The organism is Olivibacter domesticus (assembly GCF_900109575.1).
In the GTDB taxonomy this organism is placed as follows: domain Bacteria; phylum Bacteroidota; class Bacteroidia; order Sphingobacteriales; family Sphingobacteriaceae; genus Olivibacter; species Olivibacter domesticus.
In genome coordinates this window covers 226246-250557 of sequence record NZ_FOAF01000005.1, presented here as the reverse complement: position 1 = coordinate 250557, position 24312 = coordinate 226246, and the positions used below count along the sequence as shown (strand labels likewise).

The window sequence follows — 24312 nt, the reverse complement described above, 5'->3', positions numbered from 1 at the left end:
ATGCGTCAATTCTTTTCTTTTCTTTTATGCTCACCTTTTTAGCGTTTCCGTAGTATCAGGTTGATTGATTTGACAATCTTGGGCACGAATCTTCCCTTCAAATTCCAGCGTGCCGGCATAGCATATTAAATAATGAGAATCAAAATCCCTTGATATTTACAAAGGAACGTTGAGGTAGCCATATCGATGTTAATATATTATAGCAATGGAGTTAAATCTAAGCTATTGATAACAGCATAGGGCACGGGAGCTTTCAGTTATGCAATAACCAACCTAATTGGTATCAACCGCGGTATACGCCTCTGATTGCCTCGTATCCTTTGCACTATTATTGCAAGCTAAACAACCTAGCTCATTAAGGAGTGATTGCCATTTTCATTCCTTTTATCTGATCTATTCTTTCTTTTGCACCATCTGGATTGATGTCTTCAATTCCTTTTAAATTAAAGCTGGCGTAATCGGTTTTATTATCGTCCAAAAATTCAATCCGCTCAATCTTTCTGATGTTTTCAGGAATATTGGCTCCAAACCATTGCTCATCCTCCTGTAACTTCCAAATGACACCATATAATACCGAGCCTGTAGGATAGTTACCCTTACTGCTCATTTTGGCATGGTTATATGCGAGATCGTTGCCATATAGAATTGTCATCGAGCCATCTTTTTGAAGAATAGATGTGGTTATAGCATTCAGTAATAATGGATTTTCAGGTAAGTCTCCAAAGCTGTTTAGAGAAGCATTTTCATTTAAGCCTAATCCATTTTTGGGATTACATCCAAATAAGGAAAGAACTGCTATGGTTAGGGTTATATATAAATTATGTTTCATTTTGTTTTGCTTTTCTGTGAATAATCTTTTAGGTAAAATGGTTTTGTAAATACATAATCATTGCTTTTCATTGGTTTATGACAGGCAGTACATTCGGTTGTAAAAATTGCCTTTTCTCCGTAAGGTTTTAAATCCATTCCTCGCCATCTTGCCCATCCCCAACCTTTAGTAGAAGCATATTTTTTTGCACCCTTTATCATAAATTCTACTTGCACAAATTCTCCTGTTGAAATGCTTCCGTCAGGATTGGTCAGTTGTTTCCATGCTGTTTTAGCGAAAATAGCTCCATCTGGCCAAGGGTTTATCGTTTGATTTTGTATGGCTTTTACTGCAACATCATTTCCATAAATTATTCGCATTGTTCCATTATCAAAACGATCCGAAATATTGATTACCTTCCAGTTTCGATAATCGGAAATGTATTCAATGCCATTAGCTGTTGGTTGCACATTTTTTTTCGATGATATGGATTTTTGACTGACAAAATCAGAGAACTGCTTATTGATCTCATCAATTTGAATACTGTCTATTGGTTTCCGTGGCGTTCTTGTTAGCAAAAACTCTTTTAGAACTTGAATATCCCTATCTGATAATTTTGCATTTCTATGGATAGCCGTATAGGATGGCAGTGGCATTTCTCCCTCCAGAATTTTATTGAGCGAATAGTAAAGTTTTGCATTTTGTTGTGCTGGTGCTAACGAATCCCATTTTGAAAAATCCATTGCGTTACGCCCTTTGCGGATATGGTCGTAAACGAAGAAATTGGCAGGGGTAAATTTATCATACCATTCCAAATTTGTTTCCGTAGAATGACAATTAAAGCAGGAATTTCGGATGATGGAATTTACTTCTTCAGGTATTCCCGTTAGGTTATTAACAGGCATGTATTCCGGTTCTTCGGGTTTTACAAACTGTAAAGGACCCACACAAATCGCTAATAAGATCAGCACTAAAACTCGTTTTTTCATTATTGAAACTATTTATTTTACAGGAGCAAAATTATTGTTAATGAATGTGTTATGGAACAAACCGGTTGTCCAAAGGGATAAAATGGCAGGTAAAAGGGAATACTAGACTTTAAAGCGGGACAGGAAAAAGTATCCGGTGAATTAGAATGAATGCCAAACACCAAAAACTTTCATACCAATGATAAAAGATTTAATTTAGTTTTTTCAATTTCGACAATGGGAAGAGTAAAACTTTACATATATACATTTGCTGTAATCGCTATTGTTAGTTTAGTGGTAGCAATAGGAGCTTTGAGGTTCTATTATACAAATTCCTGCGAAGCACTCTTGAAACAGAAAACGGAATCAGGACAAAGGGAAATCCGTGAATTAGGTATATTATTAGAACAACAACTTCAAGCAGGAATTCCGTCAGTCAAGGTCATTGAAAATCTCCAACAGAGCATACAGAATACGGATGTTCAAAGTGAATTTGTATGTATGTACAATACCAAAGGAATAGAATTGTGCCACCCCAACCCATCATTGATAGGAACAAAAATAGATGCTGGAAATTCTAATTTCTCAGGTTCAGACAAAAAACAAAGCTTTCAGAAACTCCTCAACAGTGGCAAGTTAACATCTGGTATCAGAACTTTCCCCAAGAATACTAACCGAAGTTCTGAAATTGTAAGCGTTTATCCTGTAAGAGGAACAGAGTGGATGCTGGCAAGCCACGCTAATGTAAAAGTCATTCAAACGCAGTTAGATAATTTGTATCAAAAATTTTGGATAGGCACGTTAATATTGGTCATTATCATTACGGGAATTTGCTTTTGGCTCATAAGGCTTATATATCGCAAGCATGAGCAGCAAATGGAATTGAAAATTTCAGGATTAAATGAGGAAGTGAACAACCTGAGTATGCTTAACAGACAATTGGAGAACAAGCAGCAACAGGCAACAGAAAATAGCAATATTCAGAAAGAAGAAAATGCAAGAAAACGGCTAATTACTTATTTGAAAGATGAAATCATAACCATTGATACAGAAGATATCACCTATATTATTCTGATTGAAAATACTGTTTCGGTATTTACTTTTCAGCACAAGACATACAGTCTGAATACCAGTTTAGATGATTTAATGAAAGAATTGGACAGTGAGATTTTTTATAGAGCCAACCGCCAATTCATAGTCAACATTAATGCTATTGAAAATATATGGATATATGGTCGTAACCAATTACGGATAGATACCAAACCGAAATGCCCTGAGCCGATTATCATCAGTAAAAACAAAGTGTCGGAATTTAAAAAATGGCTTGATAAATAACCCAAACACTGGTAACACCCATCATAGGTCTATCAAAGTTAAAGGTATCATTAAATTGTTTAAAGAAAATTTATTTTTCTCTTTTACCTGAGTAATTAGCTCTCAAAACTTCTGAAACGCAATAACCTGATTATTGATCGGTTTAACAGTTCTTAAATAAGCATAAATAGCTGCAAGATCGTTGGCCTTCATTCCTGCATACATATACCAGGGCATTGGTATTTGTGGATCGCCGGGCTTGAGTTTAGCGGCTAGCTTTTCTTTACCTTCAAAGCCTTTAAATCGTCGGATAAATACCTCTTCACTCCATGCTCCAATACCGGTTAACGTATCAGATGTGATATTTGCAGAATATACAACACCTCCCTGCTGTTTAAATTCCATTCCACCGCCAAATTCTGTTCCAGGTATGATATCCCCATGATATCTTTTACTATGACAATCAACACAAGCCGCCGCGTTAACCAAATAAGCGCCGTACTTGATGGTATCTTTTTCCGATGGCCGCTTACCCAAATTTGCCTTATGTGGCATAGTATTAACGATAAAATTGACCGGAAAGTCAATTTCTGACGCTGGTATGTCCTTTTTAATTGAGGGAATTGAACGCAAATAAGCAATAATGCTATACACGTCTTCTTTATCCATCTGCCCTATATGACCCCAAGGCATTATTGGAAAGATGGCTTTGCCGAATTTGTTCTCCCCAGCAGTTAACGCCCTGAATATTTCGCCATCTGTCCAACTAATTAATTTATAGGGGGTTATGTTAGATGCGTAAAACTTGCCGGGAAGATCCATCTGCTGATCAAACACTTCACCTCCGGCCCCAAAGCCTCCCACCACTGGGCCTGCGTACAAACTCTTGTCCTTGGTGCTGTGGCAATCCATACAAGCAGAAACGTTGTTGGCTAAATATTCGCCACGTTTTATTCGTTCTGCTGTGCGTTCTATTTTAATTTGAGGCGCAGCGCCTGTGTCTGGTAATGCTACCTTTACATAAGTGCCGGCAGCAGCCACGATTACCAACAATCCGAGTAGGATCAATCCAATTACTTTTACTGCTTTCATTATGCTAATTTTGTACTTATACGTTTTTAAAGACATAAAAAATAGGGACAAAACCGACCAAGGGTAACGTAGCAGCAAAAACAGTTGCGGTAAGTGAAGCAACACGCGAGAGTGGGGGCGTAAAAATCGATTTACAGACGGAATCACCCGAAAGCACCTTGCACCTTTACGTTTGCATGGGTAGCCGTGATGGTAAGTTCTTTTCGGATAGCGAGTACTTTGGGGCTTATAAGTAGTTTTTACTTTTTTTCTTCAGCTAAAAAAAGTAACAAAAAAAGCCGCGGCTGCAATCTTCCTTCGAACGTTAGTGCCACTACTTGGCCTGTGATAGCCGGAATATTTAAGGCCGATTTTCTCGGATATGAACCGACTGTCCTAAGAGCTTATAGCATAACGGAAAGACTATACCGTTAGGTGAAACGGCACGCTTGCAGCACCGATCTCATAAGGTGAGCGCAAAAAAAAGTTTTGAGAGGGATGGGGAAATAATATGAGGAAGCGAATTACCGGCAACGGTGATTCGCATTGCAGGCTACCTAGCCACCGCAGGTGTAGTGGCCTCCGCTATTTCAACAGTAGCGAAGGAGAACTAACTTAGTGCTATCGAATCCTCCTGCATACTCATGTTGTGCAGGAGGATTTTCAATGTAGTTATCAGTGAATTCTTGTAATCCAAATAGATCGGGGTTGTCTACTCTCCGAATTTTGTATAATTGTAAAATTAATGGGGATAAACTAAATCTAAAAGCTGTTTCAATGAAAACTTACACCTTCATCCTGCTTTATTTTGTTGGCTTATGCTGCGCAAAAGCCCAAATGATGATCAAACTGGCTGATGATACTGCTTATATCAACAGCCTTAATAAGAAGTTTTCGGCTGCCACCACGGATAGTGCAAAGGCGCAAGCTGCTTTTTTACTCTCGCAAATTAATAAAAGGGCGAAGAATGTAGAAAATGCTAAGCATTATTTGGATGAAGGGATTGCGCTTTCTAAAGGTAACGGATTTTTAAAAGCAGCCTCTTATTATTACCAAGCTTTCTCCATGCTTGGTACCTCGGATATCGGACTTGTCGAACGTAATTTGCGTAAAAGTGATTCGCTATTAGCTCAAATCAAAAATAATCGGGAAGCATTTAAGGTGAGAAGTAATGTCTGGATCTTATTGGGGGTTCTTGAGCAAATGAAGGGTAATGAAAAAGGTGGATTGGATGCTTATATTAACCAGGCTCTTCCCTTGGCCAAAAAGACCAATGATCTGTTCTTAATGGCTAATGCCAATAAGTTTGTTGGCATCAGTTTATTAAACGCAAAGCAACGCGAAAAAGCTGATAAATATCTTCATGAAGCGCTGCAGCTTTTTGAGAAGTCAGAACCGGAGGGCCTTTACCGAAAACCGGAATCCATTATTGAAGTGGCGCTGGTTGTTGCTGAAAACAATATTTATCTTAATAAACCAGCCGTAGTTACCCTACAGCTAAAAAAAGTGAGGGATATTTTAAAAAATTACCCGCAGTCTAACGCGCATATACAATATTACTACTGTGAGGGCCTTTACTATGATTACCTGAAAAAATACGGAGAAGCCGTGGCCAGCTTTGATAAAGGGGTGGCTTTTGCTTCGGATAACACGGAGAATTACTTTGTTAATCGCCTGAAATTTTTCAAGTTTGAAAGTCTACGTAAAAAACAAGATTATCATGCCGCAATTAATGTAATGCAGCATCTCTTGGAGAGCAAAATTCTAATGCCGCTAGACAGGCAACTTTATTATCGGCAGCTTGCCATGACTTACGCCGGAGCGGGAAAGCCAAGAGAAGCGTACGAATGGTCGCAAAAATATATCGACTTGGCAGATACCTTGAATGAGGCGAAGTACAAAACAGATATACACGAGTTGGAGAAAAAATATCAAACAGCCGAGAAAGAAAAAGAAATCATGACGCTTACTGCTAAAAAGCGCGAAAGCGATTTTAGTGTGCATACAGCAAAACTCCATAGTCTTCTATGGAGCGCTGCTTGTCTTTTCCTGTTACTGCTTGTTGGGTTTTTATTTTATTACCTGCGTCATAATAAGAAGCTTTCCGAACAAAAGGAAATCAACCATCGCCAACAGCTCCGTGAGATGGAACAGCAGCAGCAATTACAATTAAGCAAGGCAATGCTGGAGGGAGAAGAACGTGAACGGAAACGTATTGCCCGGGATCTACATGATGGGCTTGGTGGGGCGCTTGCGGGAATCCGATTTAAGCTTTCTGGTCAGCTAATGGAAGATGGCTTTCCCGTTATGGAGGAGACTATTGTGCAACTTGATGCCTCTATCGGTGAATTGAGACGAATTGCGAGAAATATGATGCCGGAAAGCCTGCTTCGATCTGGATTGAAAACCGCTCTTGCAGATCTTTGTAACGCGCTTACCACGAAAATGACCTATGTTGTGTTAGAGGTAGATGGTATTCAGCGGAATATGGACGAAATGGTACAGGTCAACATTTATCGCATTGTCCAGGAACTGCTTAACAATGCGATCCGTCATGGCATGGCATCTCATATCATTGTACAATGTTTACAGAACGGTAATCTTTTCCTTATCACGGTAGAAGATAATGGGAAAGGATTTGATCCTTACAATACCGATGGCGAGGGAATTGGCCTAAGCAATATACGTAACCGGGTAGAGTATATGAACGGTAATATAAAAATAGATTCAGCAGAAAATCAGGGCACAACGGTACATGTCGAACTTTTTCTTTGAATAGACCTCCGCGGGTAGCAAGAACTGTTGGCGTCCGTTTACTTGCTTACAGGACCGGCCTCGTTTAATAAATTGTGAGTTGCCCGTTACGAGTTGTGAGAGTGAGCTTGCAGGGCCGGCCTCATAAGGTGAGCGTAAAAAAGTTTTGAGTGGGAAGGAGAAATAATATGAGGAAGCGATAGCAACAACCGCAAAAGGTGATACAATAAAGGAAGAACCATAGTGTTGAAGTTGTAGGCGGTGGGAGCCGACCGTTGAAGGTTCTCACCGATTCTAAATCTTCGAAAATTAACTGTAAATATATAGTGTTAGTATGTGGGTCGCGGTTTTTAAGGGAATGACTATTTAAATGACATGATGATTGCATCCCATAAAGAAATTCTGCTAACCCGCGTATTGTGAAATGTTGCAAACTTCCATATACCGTCTTTTTTTATGGCCACCAGAGTCTGGATTGATTTTCTGCTTTTGGCGGGTTTTTCACGCCATTTTTGTTTTACCGAACCTGTTACGTGAACAAGCGCGACATTTTCTGTCAGGAAGCGGATGGCTTTTATCTCTCTGTCTGCAAGGGAAGAGCCTTTTAATACACCATCAAATAGAGATTGATGGGTGTCAATAATTGCTTGTTTCCCTTTTAGCCACTCACCGTTGAAGGTGACGTAGTCTGCATCGTCGGTATAAGCAGATGCCATCATACGGGCATCACCAGTAGCCCAACCTTTTGCAACAATGGCTTCCAATGCTTTAATCTCTTCTACATCATCCGTTCTTTCTTTTGAAAAAGGCTCGCTTTTCAATACGATGGATGGTGTTACGTAGATGAAATTTGAAATAATTACGAGTGCGTTAATGAAGAGCACGATCAGTAGTAGAACTTTTGTTGACATATATTTTTTCATAATAAAAATGATTTCGATATTTATAGGATGCATATAAGTCGAATTCGTTACAATTTAAAACGAATTCGTTGTATGTTTTTTGTATTTAAATGGAATTAGATGAAGCCGATCATAGAGTTGATTACGGAATGGGATATTTTTTCAAGCAGACGCGAAGATGCGAATGTGGAAGACTTCTGTACGTATTATTTAGCAAAAAAGAAAAAAGAAGAGAAGCAGGTGGTATTCAAAGGAATGGCACCCCCAGATTTAGATACCACTCTTGCAAAGCTGATAGGAAGGATCAGTGTGATGCAGATTATTTATTCCAGGATGGCGCTGAAAGAAACGGATGGGATCGAGTTGGAGTGGTTCTATTTCCTTAACGCTATTTATCATCTACAGGAAGCCAATAAAACCGATATTATTAGTTTTCATTTGATGGAGCACTCTACCGGAGTGGACATCTTAAACCGGATAAAAAAAGCAGGTTATATTTCGGAACGCGAAGATCCTACTGACAAAAGAGCGAAATTGCTAAAGCTGACGGCAGATGGCGAAAAGTTATTACTTCAGTTATATGAATTACTTTATAAGCCAACTTTTCTCCTTTTTTATGAAATACCAACAGTGGAAAAGCAATTGATTATAAATTTATTAAGTGCTACAGAGATCAAACATGGTCAGATCCTTTCGAAAGGACGTAATAAAAACTTGGATGAACTTATTGAAGCAGGAATTGGAAAAGAAAAGATGGAGGAGGCATTTCAGGAACTTAAAAAGAGGATTGATACTTTTAAGCAAAGAAGATATTAATTTTTAAATGCTTGTCTGTATGAAGCCATCTTTGCAGGTTATTCGGGAAAGTCCCCCGGAGTATTGGCATAAATGTAAGTATCACCTCCCTATGTAGCAGGATAACTGGGTACGGGAAGGTTGCTTTTTACAAACTCCCCTTTTTCACTGACAACCTGATTGCCCCATGCTGTAATGGCTTTCAATACAGGGATGAACGTTTTGCCAAAATCAGTTAAGCTATAAACGACTTTGACAGGTGGTTTTTTGCCATGGACTTTTCTTGATACCAGACCGTCTTTTTCTAATTGTTTCAATTGCAGGCTCAAGGTCATTTCCGTAACAGAAGGCATTTCTTTACGAAGTTCGTTGTATCTTTTTGCCTCATCCTGTAAATGGTAAAGAATGACAGCTTTCCATTTTCCACCCACTAAATCCATCGTAAGGCTTACTGTACAGGGGTAGGTCTTATCTCCCAGTTTTACAAAATCGCCAATACATTCTGTTTTCATCCTGATTCTTTTAACCTATCCTTTTTGATAGTTATTGCAAATGTATAGTACTAAAATTAGTTTTGCAACTATAATTATTATAGTTATAAATTATTTTAAAAGCAATGATACAAAAAGATAAACCACTCATTACGATCGTCGGCATTTTGGGTAAGCAAGGCCGCAGTGCTGCTCACACATTATTACGTAGCGGACGTTATCGCGTACGCGGCATCACCCGTCGCGTTGACTCCCCTGAGGCACTTGATTTGGCAGAACAAGGGGTTGAACTTGTAAGATTAGCACTTGATTTGGGACATAAAAAAGACTTTGTGGAAGCATTTCGTGGGGCAGAAGGTGTTTTCCTGATGACGCCAAGCATTGTTCCACCAGAAATGCATGAGGTGGCCTTGGGTAAAGAGTTGGCGGACGCTGCGGTGGAAGCGGGGGTAGGGCATATTGTCTTCAGTAGCTTGGAAAATGTAGATAAAATTACGAAAGGGAAAAAGTTTGCTCCACATTTTACAGACAAGGCCAAAATTGAACACCATATCCGTACACTACCAGTCACCAGTTCGTTTATCTACATGGCTTTCTTTTATACTAATCTGATGGAATTTTATCCACCTGCCATGAATGGCGATACACTTGTATTTCCGATTTATTTGCCTAAAGACTTTCGCGCTCCTTTTGTTGACCCACTTACTGCCACAGGCCCGGCTGTTTTGGAGATTTTTTCGAATCCAGGTAAATATGCTGGGAGATCCTTGCCTGTAATCGGCGATATGATATCACCTCAGGAGATGGTCGATACGTTCATCCGAGTTACGGGGAAGAAGGCTGTATACAGTTCGGCATTTACGCAAGAGAATTTGCTTCATCATTTTCCGGAATTTCATTCAAATGAGATGTTGGTTCGTGAAATTTTGGGAATGGCGGAGTACGCTGCTGAATATGGCTATTTTAGGAAAGATCGCGATCTGGAGTGGAGCCGCCAAATAAATCCTAATAGCCTTACTTGGGAACAGTTTCTACAGACTACTGGTTGGCAAGGTGAAAAGCTTTCTTATTAACTATCTGTTCTTTATCTTGTTGATGTTGTTTACAACAGCCGTTTATCTAGCAATGGCAGGCATTGTTGCTTCAAGCCATATCGACTATAGCAGAAGAAGACCAACCGATTGATAATAGAAAATCCCCGAACCTGAACAAGATAGTTCCCCACTATATGATGTTCGGTTTTCTGAAAACCGAATATCTCTAATCATTGATTTTCGATCTTTTTTATGTTCTGAAAGCTATTCAATCCTAATTAATGGCAAATTACGACAAGAGATCAGCTGAAAGAAAATACAAAAATCTACGTTTTCTAGCCTTTTTAGCTCCAACTTCTGTTTTGTGTAATGAGTGTGTAATTATGTGTAAATGTGAGAAGTGTATGTGTAAATATGTTTTTGCTTTTTAAGAAATTGCCTACGTTTGCATTACCAATAAAAAAACACCAAAGTTAATTTAATGTTAATTTCATATGTATAATGTGAAATTTTTAATTCGTACATAGAAAAGTGTAGGTTTTCTTGAAATAAATCCAATAAGGCGATTTTGAAACAGATTGAGAAAGGTTGCCCCATGATGGGGGCGGATAAACTTGCCTCTATTAACAGCTGCTTCTAAGAATATGAATGTAATTCAATTAATATATCATAACAACAATTCATGACTTATAACATCGGAGGAACAAAAAAATGAGCGAAACAAAAAAAGTAGATCTCGTCATCGCAATAGATACGAGCAATTCCATGAAGGATGAAGCGCAGGCAATCAGTGCTGCTATTGAGGCTGCCGTAAGTGAAGCTAAAAAAGCTTGCCCATCTGATTTACGGGTGACTTACCTAGGGATTGAAGGTACTTTCCCGGGTACCAAATTCGTTGAAACGGTGAGAGGCCATTTAACGAAAGCAGGAGCTGATCCGAAGGCCTTTAAAAGTCGGTTAAGAAAATCGTTGCCAGGTTCTGGTGCTCAAGAGGATGGTGCACGCGTGGTGGAAGATCTCAGTGAACATAATAAATGGCGGGAAGGTGCTGAACGAGCCATTTTTTTGCTTCAGGACGAGTCGCTCGATGGGGGCGACATGATCGTGACACCGTCAGCTATCGAAGCGAATGATAAGGCGATTGAAGCTGCTTTAAAAAATGAAGTGAAGGTACATACGTATCTAGGCACTCCGGATGCAAGTTTGCAATATCCTTCAAAGGAAGCTGAGGAGGATATGATCAAGGAATTTAAGCGCCTCGCATTGCGGACTGGGGGTGACCATAATATATACGTTAACGGATTGCCAGATTTTAAGAAGGTGCTAAAAGATACCATATGCGCCAGTAAAATTCCACAGGAAGAAAGTATCGAAGATAAAAAGGATGAAGCCGATAACTTGGACAAAGAGGTGCCGGCAGACAAACCGACTGATAAACCAACAGAAGAAAAACCAACGGATAAGCCTAAGGAAGAGACGCCCACAGATAAGCCAACAGTAGGAAAATTAACCTGCACGGATCTCTGTGATCAGTTACCGGAAATTGCAAAGGCTGTCGATACACTAACAACCTTTCTTAAAAACTTTGAAGAGGTATGTAAGAACGCAAAAGAGCATGATGAAGATTGCAAGTGTAAGGATAAAAAACCGGCTAACGAGACGACAACACCCGTAACGCCTAAACCTGAAGATTCGAAACCAGTAGAAAAACCCGTGGAGGAGAAACCGGTCGCAGAGAAGCCAGCAACGACGGAAACTACACCACAAAAGCCTGTGGCAGAAAAGCCGGCGGTAACACCAGAAAAACCCGCGACACCGACAGCTCCGGTTTACACAGAAGTTGATGAGATTTTCGCAATTGTTTTGGATAACGGTGTAATGAAGATAAATAATCAACCTAATGACAATGGTGATATTTATGCGCACCGTGGTGGATCTGGAGAACTTCTAAGAAAAGCGATCGAAAGTTCTGTTGGAAGTGGTCAAAGTAATGGGCTTACTTCGGATCAAACCCACTACTTAGCCTGGAACCCAAATCAGATTTATAGAGGTAAGGAGGGCCAACGTCTTGAATACCTAAGAGGCTTATCAGGAGGAAGAGGAAAAGATGGCTTTGCTTTTAGGAAAGATGATGTAGGCTTTTTCTATAGTGCATATGAAGGGGGAAAAATCTATACCTTTCAACATCCTCAAACCACTTATAATACCGTACAGGTGAGGGGTACGGCAGGCGACCCTCTGCAGCCTTTTACTACCCAATTTGAGAACATGATCTCTGATATCAACTTTGATGGAGATGATCGTCTCTATTTAATGTCAGTATCTGGACATATCTGGCGTGTGGATAATACGAAAGGCACGGACCTTGTAGCTAAGCATCTCTGTAAATTTTCACCTTCATTTTCCGGCCAGGCAGGTGAAAGATGTGATTACTACGGCTTGGCTTTTGACAGTCATGGCGGCGTGTATCTTTCGGGTGGGAATCTGCACAATGGTTGGGCAATGCGTTTTATCGTAAAATCAAGTTTTGCTTCGCCGGATAAATTAGAACGGATTTATCAGGGACCTTGGGGTAGCGCTTCTTATGGTAACCTGGCTTCCCGCGCTTATCCAAAATTTGCGCTGTAAGTTAAATAAGGAGATGATTCCGCTAGTCAAGTTAATACTACCTGGCTGGCGGAATCTGAATCCAAAGTTCTTAATATTATGAATTCCCATCTTTATTTTGGTAAATGAACGCTTGCCTAGGAGACTTATAGAGGGGAATGATCATCTAATAATAAAACAATCAATAATTTTTAACGTAAAAAGAACAAAAAAATGAGCGACAACACGAAAAAAGTAGACCTTGTCATCGTGATAGATACAAGTGGATCTATGAAAGATGAAGCACAGGCCTTAAGTGCAGCCATCAGTGCTGCAGTGGAACAAGCCAAAAGTGACTGTCCGTCTGATCTGCGTGTGGATTACCTAGGAATTGAAGGAACCTTTGAGAATACCAAATTTGACGAAACCGTTAGAAGTTACTTAACTCAAAAAGTAGGTGTTGATGCTGCATCGTTAAAAAGTAGAGTAAGGAAATCGTTAGCGAATGCCGGTGCCAATGAAGATGGTGCCCGTGCAGTGGAAGATGTGAGTGAACATTACGATTGGAGGGAAGGCGCTGAACGTTCGATATTTTTATTGCAGGATGAATCACTTGATGCCGGTGATATGGTGGTTACGCCTGCGGGTATTAAGGCAAATAATAATGCTATCGCTACCGCTATTAAAAATGAGGTGAAGGTACATACTTATCTGGGAACGCCGGACGCAAGCCTGAAATACCCCACGAAGCAAGATGAGGAGAATATGATCAAGGAGTTTAAGCGTCTTGCATTGCGGACGGGGGGTGACCACAATATATATATTAACGGACTACCGGATTTTAAAAAGGTATTAAAAGATACCATCTGTGCCAGCAAAATCCCACAGGAGGTGAGTATCGATGATAAAAAAGATGAAGCGGATGATTTGGAAGACAAGCCGACGGATAAACCTAAGGAAGAGACATCTACAGATAAGCCAACGGGAGGGAAATTAACTTGTACTGATCTCTGCGACCAGTTACCGGAAATCGCGAAAGCTATCAATACACTAACAACTTTTCTTAAAAACTTTGAGGAGGTATGTAAGAACGCAAAAGAGCATGACGAGGATTGCAAGTGTAAGGACAAAAAACCTGCTAACGAGACAACAACACCGGCAACACCTAAACCTGTAGATCCAAAACCAACTGAAAAACCTACGGAGAATAAGCCTGCTCCAGACAAGCCTGTTGAAAATAAGCCTACTCCAGAAAAACCGGTAGCCGAGAAACCAGTAGGAGAAAAACCTGCTCCTCCGGCCACACCGACCTACAGCGAAATCGATCAAATCTACGCCATTACTTATTACGACGGGGCCTTTCCAGGGAACCAAGCAGATAATGGGGATATTTATGTCCATAACGGTGGCAATGGAGAACGGATTCGGAAAGCAATCGATAATCAACACGGAGCGGGCTGGAGTAATGCTACTACTTCTGATGGTACCCATTATTTTGGCTGGCAAGCTAACCAGATTTATCGGCGAAAGGAAGGGCAAAACTTTGAATACTTGAGAGGTTTATCTGGAGGAAAAGGGAAAGATGCTTTTGCTTTTAGGAAAGATGATACAGGTTTTTTCTTCTCAGCTATTGAGGGTGGAAAAATCTATACCTTTAAGCACCCGCAAACCAACTATAGTACTGTACAGGTAAAAGGTGCGGCGGGCAATCCACATCAACCTTTCGGTAACGGAACAGGTATCATTGATATAGCCTTCGATGGCGATGATCGCGCCTACCTATTGGATTCTAGCGGGCGTGCATGGCGGGTGGATAATACGCAGGGCACCGACTGGGAAGCCAAGTACCTTTGTCAATTTGCTAGTGCGGGTGAAGCAGGCGAAAAGTGTTCGTACTTTGGCCTCGCCTTCGATAGCCACGGCGGTGTTTATCTGGCAGGAGGCATAAAGGGAAGTGGCGGCGCAAAGCGGTTCATTGCGAAGTCAAATTTTTCATCACCAGAGAAGGTAGAAAAAATATACGATGGTGGTTGGGGAAGTGCTTCTTATGGAAATCTTTCCTCTCGGGCATATCCAAAAATCGCTTAGTCATATCACTTAAATTGCGGTATAAATCTATTGGAGAGGTTTTTACAGATATCGCCCAATAGATGCTGCTTATGTCGGTGCTTAAGAATTAACATGGTAGCCGACTCTATAGACAAATAACTATAACAACCGAGGAAAATTAAAATGAGCGAAAATACAAAAAAGGTAGATCTTGTCATCGTAATTGATACGAGCGGATCAATGAAAAGTACAGCAGAAGCAATCAGCAAGGCAATCGCTAGTGCTGTTGATGAAGCTAAAAGTTCCTGTCCGTCTGATTTAAGGGTGGATTACCTTGGAATCGAAGGAACATTTGAAAATACCAAATTTGACGAGACCATTAGAAATTACCTAACCAAAAAAGGTGTTAATGCGGCATCGTTAAAAAGCAGAGTAAGGAAATCATTACCCGGCGCCGGTGCTAACGAAGATGGCGCCCGCGCAGTAGAAGATGTGAGTGAACATTATGACTGGCGCGAGGGGGCTGAACGCGCTATATTCCTATTACAGGATGAATCGCTTGACGCCGGTGAGATGGTGGTTACGCCTGCAGCTGTTAAGGCAAATGACAATGCTATCGCCACGGCACTTAAACATAATGTTAAAGTAAATACATATTTGGGCGCTCCACATACACCTTATCCTACCAAAAAGGATGAGGAGGACATGATCGAAGAGTTTACACGCCTGGCTTCAAAAACGGGCGGTGAGCATTTTATTCATACTTCCGGAATGGCCAATTTTAAAGATGTGCTCAAGAAGACCATCTGCGCTAGTAAAGTGCCCCAAGAGGAAAGTATTGAGGAGAAAGAAAATCCTTGCGGTTGTAAGGATAAAGATCCCTGCGTTTCTCAACGCTGGGAAGGTTATCTTCCTGCTGTGCAGGCTGAAGGAGTCAGAACCGGCATTCAGGTTAAAAAAGGTGACAAAATTGATATTCTTGCTTCCGGATTTGCTAAATATGGAGCTGATTATCCATGGCATGGTCCTCAAGGTCACAAGGAAAATTCCCAAGTTGGTCGGCTGTTTGTTCAAATAGGCGATACGCAAACGCCTATCGGAACAGGTGTTTTCGACTGGATTGCTCCCAGCGATGGCGAGATTGTTTTCTTATATGGTGACATCGGTCATGAAAACAACGAAGGCGGATTCGATATTAAACTTAAAGTGGGAACAAATAATAATCAAACAACAGATATGTCAGGAAATAATTCAACACATGATTGCGGAAAATTTCAAATTCAAGTAGGAGTAATAGACCTAGTTAGTGATAAACCGTCTGCAACAAAAGTAGGGGACGACAGTACATTTATAACGGTTACGTTCCCTAAACCGTATCCAGTTGGATCGCAAGTGGTTGTGGTTCCTGAAGTGCAAACTTTTAACGGACCGGATACGCCGGGTCTCCGTATTTCTCAGGTAACCAATACCGGCTTTAAAATCAGGATGAACGAGCTGGTTGCGTATGCCAAACCATTATCAGGAGGGGAACATAATGTAGAAAAAATCGCCTGGGTGGCCTTTTTAATCCAATAAAACATCATCTTAGATCCTGTTTTTTGCAGTGAAAGGATAAAAAAGCGAAGCAAAGCTCTTTTTGCTTCGCTTTATAATTACCGAAATTCTTGTCTAAATTATAACACTTACCTATTTTTCGTTTAAATATTGCGTAGGATTTACACCCATTTGTTTTTTAAATGCGGTGAAAAAAGTTGTGCGGGAAGAAAAGCCGGCTTCTCTTGCCAGGGCTTCAAAAGTAAACTGTTTATGCTGCTCATTTTCTATTAACTGGATCACATAGTTTATACGAAAAGAATTAAGATAATCGTTGAAATTGAGTTCATAATGTTTATTTAATACATACGATAAATACCGAGGAGAGAGATTTAAATAATCAGCCAAATTTCCAATTTTACTAACCTTCTTAAATAATTGTTGTTCGCTCATGGCCTTGTCCATGACAGAAGCAATCTCCATAGCCCGCTCATGAGAAAGCAGTTTTTTTTTTGGTTCCGAGAGCACTACATTCACTATGTCAGGGGCTTCGTTGTTGGCTTGTTCGTAAATAGGTGCTACCGACTTATTATTGTTCTTATCTTTACTTTGGTAAATTAAAAAAGGAGAGAAGAAAGGCTTGATCGACATAAGGAAAAAACAGACAACTAGCGTAAATGCAAAAATGATACTGGTCTCAAGCACGGGATAGCTGTTTGTTGGTTTTATAAAAGACGTATAGAAAATGGAGGTATAATTAAGTGTCAAAAAGCCGTCTAGCGTAAAAAGCCACCTTCGTGATCGTTTGTCTATGTTTTGTATTCGTTTTGATTTTAAAGCCTTATAGAAAGTGACAGCAATTAAAATTACATAAAAGCATCCATGTACAGGTCTAAAGAAATAATGCCTCCAGGCAGGAATAAAACCACTTCCAAGAATATATGAGTTGACAGGATCAAGCAACACCTGCTCAGTAATATAACGTAGGTTCCCATAATTTTTACTATAGTAGACTGCTAAGTCTACAAGTGATACTAGGAAAGGGAGGCAATGAACGAAATTTATTTTTGAGGAAATGGTATTTCGTTCTTTTAATAATAATTGAGTATAAAACAAGGCAAATGGCGGAACTAAGTAATAAAATGGCATGCCCAATCTAAAGACAAAAGGACAATAAATAAACCAACCTTTTGCCACCAACAAATAGGTAAAAGCATACCAACCAATAATTAGAAAAATCAGCGAAAGTAATTTTTGTTGTATTCCTTCTTTATAACTAAACCGCCATAAAAGAATAGATATTAGCCAACAAAAGATAATGCCAGCTATAACAAGGGTGTAACCTATAATGCTCATTGATTAAACATGTTTGAAATTATGTTAAAGGGTTAGCGATTTTTCATTACTCTTATGTTAGAAAGTTTTCTTACGATCGTAAAACGGTCATGATGACCCCGGCTGCCGGATTTTATAGCACACCGGGAAAGGGTGATAATGAGGTCCCGCTGGCCTACGTACTTAGCCAAGCCGACTTAAAAGAAGCTCTGTGCTGTATTGAGAAAGGCTTGGACGCTTATCCCGGAAGGACAAATTGAAAATTTATATATTAAATTAACGATTTGCCATTAAATAATGATACCGCCCTTTAACTGAAAGTCCAATTTAATTCGTTCATATCTTTCCAGGTCGATCGGCTTGGAGGCCTTTTCTATAATGCTGGCTTTAAACCCTAGATCTAAGGCATCATTTGCTGTGTAATACACACAATAATCGGCGGCCACACCACAAACGGCAACTTCAGTAACTCCTCTTCCTTTGAGATAATCGGCCATTCCAGTGGATTTTTTTCTGCCATTATCGAAAAATCCGCTATAACTATCAATCTCTTTATCCATTCCTTTTCTAAAGATGGCCTCTATTGAATTTGTTAGCAATTCCGGAACTAATTCAGCTCCTTTCGTTCCTTGAATGCAATGTTCTGGCCATAATACCTGGTCTAATCCATTTAGGGAGATCACCTCAAATGCTTTTTTATTTGGATGTGAAGTATAGAAGCTTTTATGACCTTTTGGGTGCCAATCTTGCGTGGCTACGACTAAATCATACGTTGCTTGCAGTTCATTAATTGTAGGGACGATTTCATCACCGTGATTGACCGCTAATGCGCCACCAGGTAAAAAATCATATTGTATATCGATAATAACGAGCGCGTTCATAAAATCATAAATTAAAATATGTTAATCAATTTGATATTTTCTGGCCCAGTCTGAAAAAGTGTGATTGGAAACTCCAACAAGATTTAAAAATTGAACTAAGAAAGAACAAATCTTTTAATAGGTTAAATATATGTAAATTTCTAAAACCGAGCGCTTGAAATAGATAAACTGAACAATTTGAACAAGAAACACTTAGCTTGAATAAGTGAATTAATCATTCAGAGTACTAATTTTTTGATTCATATCAAAAATTTGTATACTTGCAGGGGAACCAATTAACCATTATAAGCTGTCACCATGGGCAAGATCCAAGATAGTGAATGCATCCGTCAATTACAGGAAGGTAATGAGTCAGCGTTTACAGCTATCTATGAGCAGTATTGGGCCTCTTTATTTAAATATGTTATCCGTATTTTACCAGAAGAAGATGAAGTTGCGGACGTTGTGCAGGAAACTTTCGTGACTTTTTGGGAGCTGCGTAACCGCTTGGCTAAGGTGAGATCTATCAAAGCCTATCTCTTTATCATGGCGCGCAACTTAGCTTTTAGACGCTTCCGGGAAAACTTGAGACAGGAAACAGCCGGAGAACACCTGGTTGAATTTTATGCTAATACCGAGGTAAGTATGGAGTTGACGATTGAATTGAAGGATTTAGCAGATCTTATTGATGCAGAAATTGGAAGATTACCTGAAAAAATGAGAGAAGTGTTTGTTCTTAGTCGAAAAGAACACCTGTCTTATCAGGAAATTGCCGAACGTTTAGAAATATCTGACGAAACGGTAAAGAAACAAATCAGTAGAGCTTTGAAATATCTACGTGTCCGTATGGACAAATCCTATATACCCTATCTAACGATCTTAATGATCATCGATGTGCTTGGATAACGCCTATCAATCCTGTTAAACTATCCCCTTCCTAAATTTTTTTCAGCTGATTATCAGTGTGATAAATTTTTATTTGCCTTTTTTTTATTCACCTGTACCACCATAAGTACCTAGATACGCTCTTACTTATATTAACACCGATTATAAATTAATTTCCAAATGGATAAAGCCGCATTTAGGGATTTATTACGAAAGTACTCGGAAGGTACGGCGTCGCGCGCAGAACGAAAGAAGCTAGAAGATATGATATTGCGTAAGCCCATGGTGGGCGATTGGGAATGGAATAGCGACGAAGAACGGAAGCTAATGGGGATCCGGATTAAACAAGGAATTGATGATTTACGCTTGGGTACGAAGCTGAAAGCTCGTTGGAAATACCGTTTGATGGGGGTGGCCGCATCAATTATCTTAATAGTAGGTCTGGTGTTGTTTTGGCCAAAACTGGTTAAAGATGAAATAAACAATAAACGCTTGGTTATTAATGAGTCGGTAACGAATCAAAAGGAGATCACGCTGACGCTATCTAACGGCACTTCACTTAATTTAGAATCGTTGGATACCGGTGTCATACAGGAAACAGAAGACTTTTCTATCCTAAAAAAGGAAGCTGGACAAATGGTGTATGAGACTAATCAGGGAGGAGCAGTCGAGGTGGGGCGAGAGATCAAATACAACGTCATACATGTACCCAATGGTAAGCAATTTCAATTAAAGCTCGCTGACGGTACGAGGGTATGGCTAAATGCAGCAAGCACACTTACTTATCCGGTTCATTTTGGAATGAACGAACGCCATGTAACGCTTGAAGGAGAGGCTTATTTTGAAGTGGCTCATGATCATAGCAAGCCCTTCCGAATCACAGCCGATCATACTCAAATTAGGGTGACAGGTACGCATTTCAATGTCACTGCTTATGCTTCAGATAAAACGGTTACTACCACTTTGTTAGAAGGAGGAGTAAATGTGAACAAAGATGGCAAAGCGATTTCTCTTCGTCCAGGATATAAAGCTGTCACGCATGCAGACCAGCAATCAATTGTTAAACAGAAGGCCAATATTGAGCAGACCCTGGCTTGGAAAAATGGATACTTTGTGTTTGAGGAGATGGACATTGTATCGATAATGAAAAATGTGGCGAGGTGGTACGACATTCAAGTTGTGGTAGAAGGAGTTATTCCCAAAAAGCGGTTTGGTGGGACATTCCCAAGGGATGCAACGCTCGATGAGCTGTTGGCTGACCTGAGTATGTTGGGAAATTTCACATTTGAACGAAAAGGAAAGGAGGTTGTGATTATGCGATAAAAAGGACACACTAAGGAGACAGTGTTGAAAAAACCAGAAGTGTTCGCGGCACTTCTGGCAGACGATTCACTCGCCATAAACCAAGTTAATTATTTACTGATTTGCCAACCAATAAATGGAGTTAAACCTGATATGCAAATGTATAAAAAAAAATTAGCATGCCTCATCTGTGCTGATTATAGTGTCCTATTTAGGCTTTTTATTATGTTAAAGGTTACTTTATTGCTCCTGGCGCTCACTGTTTCACAAGCAGGGGCTTCTGTATTTGCACAAAATGCTACAATCAAAGCTAATAACGTCAGTCTGAAAGACGTATTTGCAGCGTTACGTCAGCAAACAGGGTACCATTTTCTATACTTGGAAGAGGACTTAAAGTTGGCCAAACCAGTGAGCCTTCGTTCGATTAATACACCCATAGAGACTATTTTAGATTATTGTTTTCATGAACAGGAACTTACTTACAAGATTCGGGAAAACCGGGTGCTGATAGAGCGGAAGGTCGATCCTCATGGGGATAAACTGAAAAACGCAATCGAATTACAGCGGGAGATTACAGGTCGGGTGACCGATCAGGCGGGAATGCCGTTGGAAGGGGCGACCGTAAAGGTCAAGGGAACTACGGTAGTTACTAAAACAAATAAAGAAGGGAATTATCGGGTAACAGCAGAGCGGGAAGATGTGCTGGTGTTTACCATTGTGGGTTACGAACTTCTAGAGCTGTCTATAAACAATTCATCTACTGTGAATGCGATTATGCAAGAATCTGTGAGCAACCTAAACGAAGTGGTGGTGGTAGGGTATGGAACCATGAAGAGAAGTGATCTTACTGGTTCTATTGCCACCGTGGATGGGAAAGATATTGAAAAGCAAGCGGTAACTACCCTAGATCAAGGGCTGCAGGGGTTGGCTTCTGGTGTGCAGGTAAGTCAAAATTCCGGAGTACCAGGAGGGGGCGTCTCGGTTCGGATCAGAGGTATTAGCTCGCTGGGAAACAATGATCCGCTGTATGTAATTGATGGGTTTCCTACCTCGCGAAATGCTTTACAGAATCTTAATCCCAACGATGTGGAATCTATTGAAGTACTAAAAGATGCTTCTGCAACAGCTATTTATGGTACGCGAGCTACTAATGGTGTTGTTATTGTTTCTACCAAAAGAGGGGCCGCAGGTGGAACTATTATTAATTTTGATTCCTATTGGGGCATTCAACAACGTCCCAACGAATATGAAATGGCAAGTGCGGGAGCGTTTGCCGACTTAGCCGTGCAAGTTGGAGATGCAGAAGGGGAGGTGGTTTTGGACGAATGGAGAAACCCGGGATCATTTCCCTCAATAAATTGGCAAGATGAAATTTTCAGAAAAGCACTTCAACAAAGCTATAACCTGTCCCTAACAGGGGGCAATGATCAAACACAATCGTCCCTGTCATTTGGTTATTTTAATCAAAATGGCATCGTAAAGGCATCCAATTTTAAAAGATATAGTATAAGAGCCAATATTGATCATAGGATCGGTACGAAGGTTAAGGTAGGAACAAGTATGGCCGCTTCTTTATCACAAAAGATCCAGCTGTTAAATTCTGAAACGGCTAACGAAGGTTCATTGAAACAAATCATTGAATTGCAACCAATACTTACTGCCGGCGGAACAAATGGTAGCGTTAAATTAAATGGTAATTATGGGTATTGGCCATTTTCTGATGCTGTGCCCAATACGATGGACAATCCTATAGCGCGTATAGAGACTTTTGATCAGGATAATAAGGTAAACAGGATCATCAATACCACATTTGCCGAATGGAAAATTCTACCAGCGCTTACTTACAAGATTAACCTTGGTATAGACTATATCCAAAACAATGGATTTAGCTTTACTCCCTCCTATAATAGAGGAAGAAGTTCGAATACGGCTGCCATTTATAGTCAATATCAAAATGTACGCACCGATTATTTGATAGAAAATACACTCACTTATGAAAAACAATTCGGTCAGGCACATGACTTGACCTTATTGGCAGGTCAATCTGGTCAGGAATGGACATACAGATGGTTGTCTGGAAATGCGTCTGATTTTGTAAGCAACGAATTACGAAACCTTCAAGATGGCATTTTCAGAAACGCTGCCGGTTCGCAAGTTACGCAATCAATCGCCTCGTATTTTGCTAGAGTGAATTATAAATTGCTCGATACATATATATTAACAGGTACTATACGAAGGGACGGCTCTTCTAACTTCGGACCTAATAATAAATTTGGTACCTTCCCATCCGCGTCCCTCGCTTGGAGGGTGTCCGAAGAATCCTTTTTATCGGGCGCTAAGTGGTTGCATGATTTTAAAATTCGAGGTAGCTGGGGGCAAACTGGTAATCAAGATATCAATCCATTCTCGTATCTGGTTACCTGGAGCGCTATCAATAATTCTTATATCTTCGGCAATGATCCAACCGTTAATTTGGGTATTGCACCCACTGGACTATCCAATCCAGATTTGAAATGGGAAACGTCAACGCAAAGTGATATCGGATTCGATGCGTCCCTATTTGACGGCCGGATAACATTAGTAGCAGATTATTATAATAGAAAATCAGAAGATATTCTACTCAATATACCGCTACCTAGTACTTCAGGGACAACTTCTGCGTTCCGTAATGCTGGAACTATCCAAAATAATGGCTTTGAGGTCACGCTAGGCTATCAGGATGTGGACGGCGATTTTCAATGGAGCGTAAACGCCAATGTAACCACCGTAAATAATAAAGTAATGAGCTTGGGAGGGGGAGGGGCCATATTTAATGCCAGCACGTTGGCTATTCCGGCATTTGGCCAATTTGATAATTTTACTATCACGAAGGAGGGTGGAGAGATTGGCGCATTCTATGGATGGAAAACTGATGGAATTTTTCAGAATCAACAGGAGGTAGCTAACCACGCTTTCCAATCTGGGCAAACTGTTGCGGGCGATAGACGGTTTATCGATATTGCCGGACCATTGGATGAAAACGGAAACCCCACGGGTCCTGATGGTGTAATTAATGATCTCGATAGGACCATTATAGGTAGCCCCATCCCAGACGCTTTTATGGGAATCAATTTTGAAGCCAGTTATAAGAATTTTGATTTTAGCGTATTCTTTAATGGTTCGTTTGGAAATGATATCCTCAATTATTCCAAAAATGTACTGGAAAACATCGGATTTGATAAAAGCGTCGGTTTTACCAATATATCAACAAACTATTATCAAAATCGTTGGCATGGTGAAGGAACTTCCAATACCATGGCAAGAGCTACCGTGGACGATTTTAACCAAAACGGAAGGGTTTCTGACCATTTTGTTGAAGATGGTTCGTTTATTAGGTTGAAAAATATCCAGATTGGCTACACCTTACCCCAGCATATTACACATAATCTTCGGATCAAGCGGGCCCGTATTTACATAAGCGGCCAAAACTTATTGACATTTACCGGCTATTCAGGTCTGGATCCTGAAATCGGATCTCTCGGTAATGAAATAACAACGACCGGAATAGACGTAGGCTCTTATCCATTGCCGAAAATTATTTTATGTGGTCTTAATGTAACATTTTAAAGGTAACCTATCATGGGGA

The 24312-nt window shown here is 40.2% G+C and carries 18 protein-coding genes; 11 read left to right on the top strand and 7 right to left on the bottom strand.

Annotation, left to right across the window (positions count from 1 at the left end; all coding sequences use genetic code 11):
- Nucleotides 1-355: 355 nt before the first annotated feature.
- Together BMY50_RS18895 and BMY50_RS18890 are read right to left on the bottom strand one after the other, a co-directional pair.
- Entirely contained in the window at nucleotides 356-829 is a 474-nt protein-coding gene (locus BMY50_RS18895) for a hypothetical protein (RefSeq protein ID WP_093327498.1), read from the bottom strand.
- A complete protein-coding gene (locus BMY50_RS18890) occupies nucleotides 826-1797 on the bottom strand; it encodes a cytochrome P460 family protein (RefSeq protein ID WP_093327496.1) in 972 nt (323 codons plus the stop codon). The genes BMY50_RS18895 and BMY50_RS18890 overlap by 4 nt, the downstream gene beginning before the upstream one ends.
- A gap of 216 nt (nucleotides 1798-2013) precedes the next feature.
- Between BMY50_RS18890 and BMY50_RS18885 the strand changes: the two genes are divergently transcribed.
- Nucleotides 2014-3111 (top strand): LytR/AlgR family response regulator transcription factor, encoded by a 1098-nt coding sequence (locus BMY50_RS18885; RefSeq protein ID WP_093327597.1) that lies wholly within the window; start codon nucleotides 2014-2016, stop codon nucleotides 3109-3111.
- A gap of 102 nt (nucleotides 3112-3213) precedes the next feature.
- Here the strand turns inward: BMY50_RS18885 and BMY50_RS18880 are convergent, their stop codons facing one another.
- The gene (locus BMY50_RS18880; RefSeq protein WP_202907886.1) at nucleotides 3214-4182 is read right to left on the bottom strand and encodes a c-type cytochrome; all 969 of its coding nucleotides are present in this window, start codon (nucleotides 4180-4182) and stop codon (nucleotides 3214-3216) included.
- Between the two features lie 756 nt (nucleotides 4183-4938).
- On the opposite strand from BMY50_RS18880, the gene BMY50_RS18870 reads away from it, so the two are divergent.
- A complete protein-coding gene (locus BMY50_RS18870) occupies nucleotides 4939-6936 on the top strand; it encodes an ATP-binding protein (protein WP_093327491.1) in 1998 nt (665 codons plus the stop codon).
- Nucleotides 6937-7277: 341 nt separating this feature from the next.
- Here the strand turns inward: BMY50_RS18870 and BMY50_RS18865 are convergent, their stop codons facing one another.
- A complete protein-coding gene (locus BMY50_RS18865) occupies nucleotides 7278-7838 on the bottom strand; it encodes an SgcJ/EcaC family oxidoreductase (protein WP_162276632.1) in 561 nt (186 codons plus the stop codon).
- Between the two features lie 99 nt (nucleotides 7839-7937).
- Here BMY50_RS18865 and BMY50_RS18860 point away from each other — a divergent pair, with 99 nt between their 5' ends.
- Nucleotides 7938-8633: a MarR family transcriptional regulator gene (locus BMY50_RS18860; RefSeq protein WP_093327485.1), complete on the top strand. Its 696-nt coding sequence runs from the start codon at nucleotides 7938-7940 to the stop codon at nucleotides 8631-8633.
- Nucleotides 8634-8722: 89 nt separating this feature from the next.
- Here the strand turns inward: BMY50_RS18860 and BMY50_RS18855 are convergent, their stop codons facing one another.
- Nucleotides 8723-9124: a winged helix-turn-helix transcriptional regulator gene (locus BMY50_RS18855; RefSeq protein ID WP_093327482.1), complete on the bottom strand. Its 402-nt coding sequence runs from the start codon at nucleotides 9122-9124 to the stop codon at nucleotides 8723-8725.
- A 104-nt stretch (nucleotides 9125-9228) separates the two neighbouring features.
- Between BMY50_RS18855 and BMY50_RS18850 the strand changes: the two genes are divergently transcribed.
- The 4 genes from BMY50_RS18850 to BMY50_RS18835 all read left to right on the top strand — a co-directional run bounded on the left by BMY50_RS18850 (nucleotide 9229) and on the right by BMY50_RS18835 (nucleotide 16347).
- Nucleotides 9229-10176 (top strand): NmrA/HSCARG family protein, encoded by a 948-nt coding sequence (locus BMY50_RS18850; RefSeq protein WP_093327480.1) that lies wholly within the window; start codon nucleotides 9229-9231, stop codon nucleotides 10174-10176.
- Between the two features lie 672 nt (nucleotides 10177-10848).
- Nucleotides 10849-12765: a hypothetical protein gene (locus BMY50_RS18845; RefSeq protein WP_093327477.1), complete on the top strand. Its 1917-nt coding sequence runs from the start codon at nucleotides 10849-10851 to the stop codon at nucleotides 12763-12765.
- 192 nt (nucleotides 12766-12957) lie between these two features.
- Nucleotides 12958-14811, top strand: coding sequence for a vWA domain-containing protein (locus BMY50_RS28335; protein ID WP_093327474.1), 1854 nt, complete (start codon nucleotides 12958-12960; stop codon nucleotides 14809-14811).
- A 144-nt stretch (nucleotides 14812-14955) separates the two neighbouring features.
- Nucleotides 14956-16347: a LecA/PA-IL family lectin gene (locus BMY50_RS18835; RefSeq protein WP_093327471.1), complete on the top strand. Its 1392-nt coding sequence runs from the start codon at nucleotides 14956-14958 to the stop codon at nucleotides 16345-16347.
- 111 nt (nucleotides 16348-16458) lie between these two features.
- Here the strand turns inward: BMY50_RS18835 and BMY50_RS18830 are convergent, their stop codons facing one another.
- Nucleotides 16459-17661, bottom strand: a complete 1203-nt coding sequence (locus BMY50_RS18830) for a helix-turn-helix domain-containing protein (RefSeq protein WP_093327468.1) — start codon at nucleotides 17659-17661, stop codon at nucleotides 16459-16461.
- A gap of 89 nt (nucleotides 17662-17750) precedes the next feature.
- Between BMY50_RS18830 and BMY50_RS28170 the strand changes: the two genes are divergently transcribed.
- On the top strand, nucleotides 17751-17900 hold the full coding sequence (locus BMY50_RS28170; RefSeq protein WP_162276631.1) for a hypothetical protein: 150 nt from the start codon (nucleotides 17751-17753) through the stop codon (nucleotides 17898-17900).
- Nucleotides 17901-17930: 30 nt separating this feature from the next.
- On the opposite strand, the gene pncA is transcribed toward BMY50_RS28170, so the two are convergent.
- The gene (gene pncA, locus BMY50_RS18825; protein ID WP_093327463.1) at nucleotides 17931-18521 is read right to left on the bottom strand and encodes a bifunctional nicotinamidase/pyrazinamidase; all 591 of its coding nucleotides are present in this window, start codon (nucleotides 18519-18521) and stop codon (nucleotides 17931-17933) included.
- A 297-nt stretch (nucleotides 18522-18818) separates the two neighbouring features.
- Between pncA and BMY50_RS18820 the strand changes: the two genes are divergently transcribed.
- The 3 genes from BMY50_RS18820 (at nucleotide 18819) to BMY50_RS18810 (ending at nucleotide 24293) form a co-directional block, all read left to right on the top strand.
- A complete protein-coding gene (locus BMY50_RS18820; RefSeq protein ID WP_093327460.1) occupies nucleotides 18819-19406 on the top strand; it encodes an RNA polymerase sigma factor in 588 nt (195 codons plus the stop codon).
- A 159-nt stretch (nucleotides 19407-19565) separates the two neighbouring features.
- A complete protein-coding gene (locus BMY50_RS18815; RefSeq protein WP_093327457.1) occupies nucleotides 19566-20708 on the top strand; it encodes a FecR family protein in 1143 nt (380 codons plus the stop codon).
- Between the two features lie 204 nt (nucleotides 20709-20912).
- Nucleotides 20913-24293, top strand: a complete 3381-nt coding sequence (locus BMY50_RS18810) for a TonB-dependent receptor (protein ID WP_162276630.1) — start codon at nucleotides 20913-20915, stop codon at nucleotides 24291-24293.
- The last annotated feature ends 19 nt before the right edge of the window (nucleotides 24294-24312 follow it).

Bases quoted from the DNA above. Each gene is read 5' to 3' on its own strand.
- BMY50_RS18895 (WP_093327498.1), bottom strand. From the start codon at position 829: ATGAAACATAATTTATATATAACCCTAACCATAGCAGTTCTTTCCTTA.
- BMY50_RS18890 (WP_093327496.1), bottom strand. From the start codon at position 1,797: ATGAAAAAACGAGTTTTAGTGCTGATCTTATTAGCGATTTGTGTGGGT.
- BMY50_RS18885 (WP_093327597.1), top strand. From the start codon at position 2,014: ATGGGAAGAGTAAAACTTTACATATATACATTTGCTGTAATCGCTATT.
- BMY50_RS18880 (WP_202907886.1), bottom strand. From the start codon at position 4,182: ATGAAAGCAGTAAAAGTAATTGGATTGATCCTACTCGGATTGTTGGTA.
- BMY50_RS18870 (WP_093327491.1), top strand. From the start codon at position 4,939: ATGAAAACTTACACCTTCATCCTGCTTTATTTTGTTGGCTTATGCTGC.
- BMY50_RS18865 (WP_162276632.1), bottom strand. From the start codon at position 7,838: ATGAAAAAATATATGTCAACAAAAGTTCTACTACTGATCGTGCTCTTC.
- BMY50_RS18860 (WP_093327485.1), top strand. From the start codon at position 7,938: ATGAAGCCGATCATAGAGTTGATTACGGAATGGGATATTTTTTCAAGC.
- BMY50_RS18855 (WP_093327482.1), bottom strand. From the start codon at position 9,124: ATGAAAACAGAATGTATTGGCGATTTTGTAAAACTGGGAGATAAGACC.
- BMY50_RS18850 (WP_093327480.1), top strand. From the start codon at position 9,229: ATGATACAAAAAGATAAACCACTCATTACGATCGTCGGCATTTTGGGT.
- BMY50_RS18845 (WP_093327477.1), top strand. From the start codon at position 10,849: ATGAGCGAAACAAAAAAAGTAGATCTCGTCATCGCAATAGATACGAGC.
- BMY50_RS28335 (WP_093327474.1), top strand. From the start codon at position 12,958: ATGAGCGACAACACGAAAAAAGTAGACCTTGTCATCGTGATAGATACA.
- BMY50_RS18835 (WP_093327471.1), top strand. From the start codon at position 14,956: ATGAGCGAAAATACAAAAAAGGTAGATCTTGTCATCGTAATTGATACG.
- BMY50_RS18830 (WP_093327468.1), bottom strand. From the start codon at position 17,661: ATGAGCATTATAGGTTACACCCTTGTTATAGCTGGCATTATCTTTTGT.
- BMY50_RS28170 (WP_162276631.1), top strand. From the start codon at position 17,751: ATGATGACCCCGGCTGCCGGATTTTATAGCACACCGGGAAAGGGTGAT.
- pncA (WP_093327463.1), bottom strand. From the start codon at position 18,521: ATGAACGCGCTCGTTATTATCGATATACAATATGATTTTTTACCTGGT.
- BMY50_RS18820 (WP_093327460.1), top strand. From the start codon at position 18,819: ATGGGCAAGATCCAAGATAGTGAATGCATCCGTCAATTACAGGAAGGT.
- BMY50_RS18815 (WP_093327457.1), top strand. From the start codon at position 19,566: ATGGATAAAGCCGCATTTAGGGATTTATTACGAAAGTACTCGGAAGGT.
- BMY50_RS18810 (WP_162276630.1), top strand. From the start codon at position 20,913: ATGTTAAAGGTTACTTTATTGCTCCTGGCGCTCACTGTTTCACAAGCA.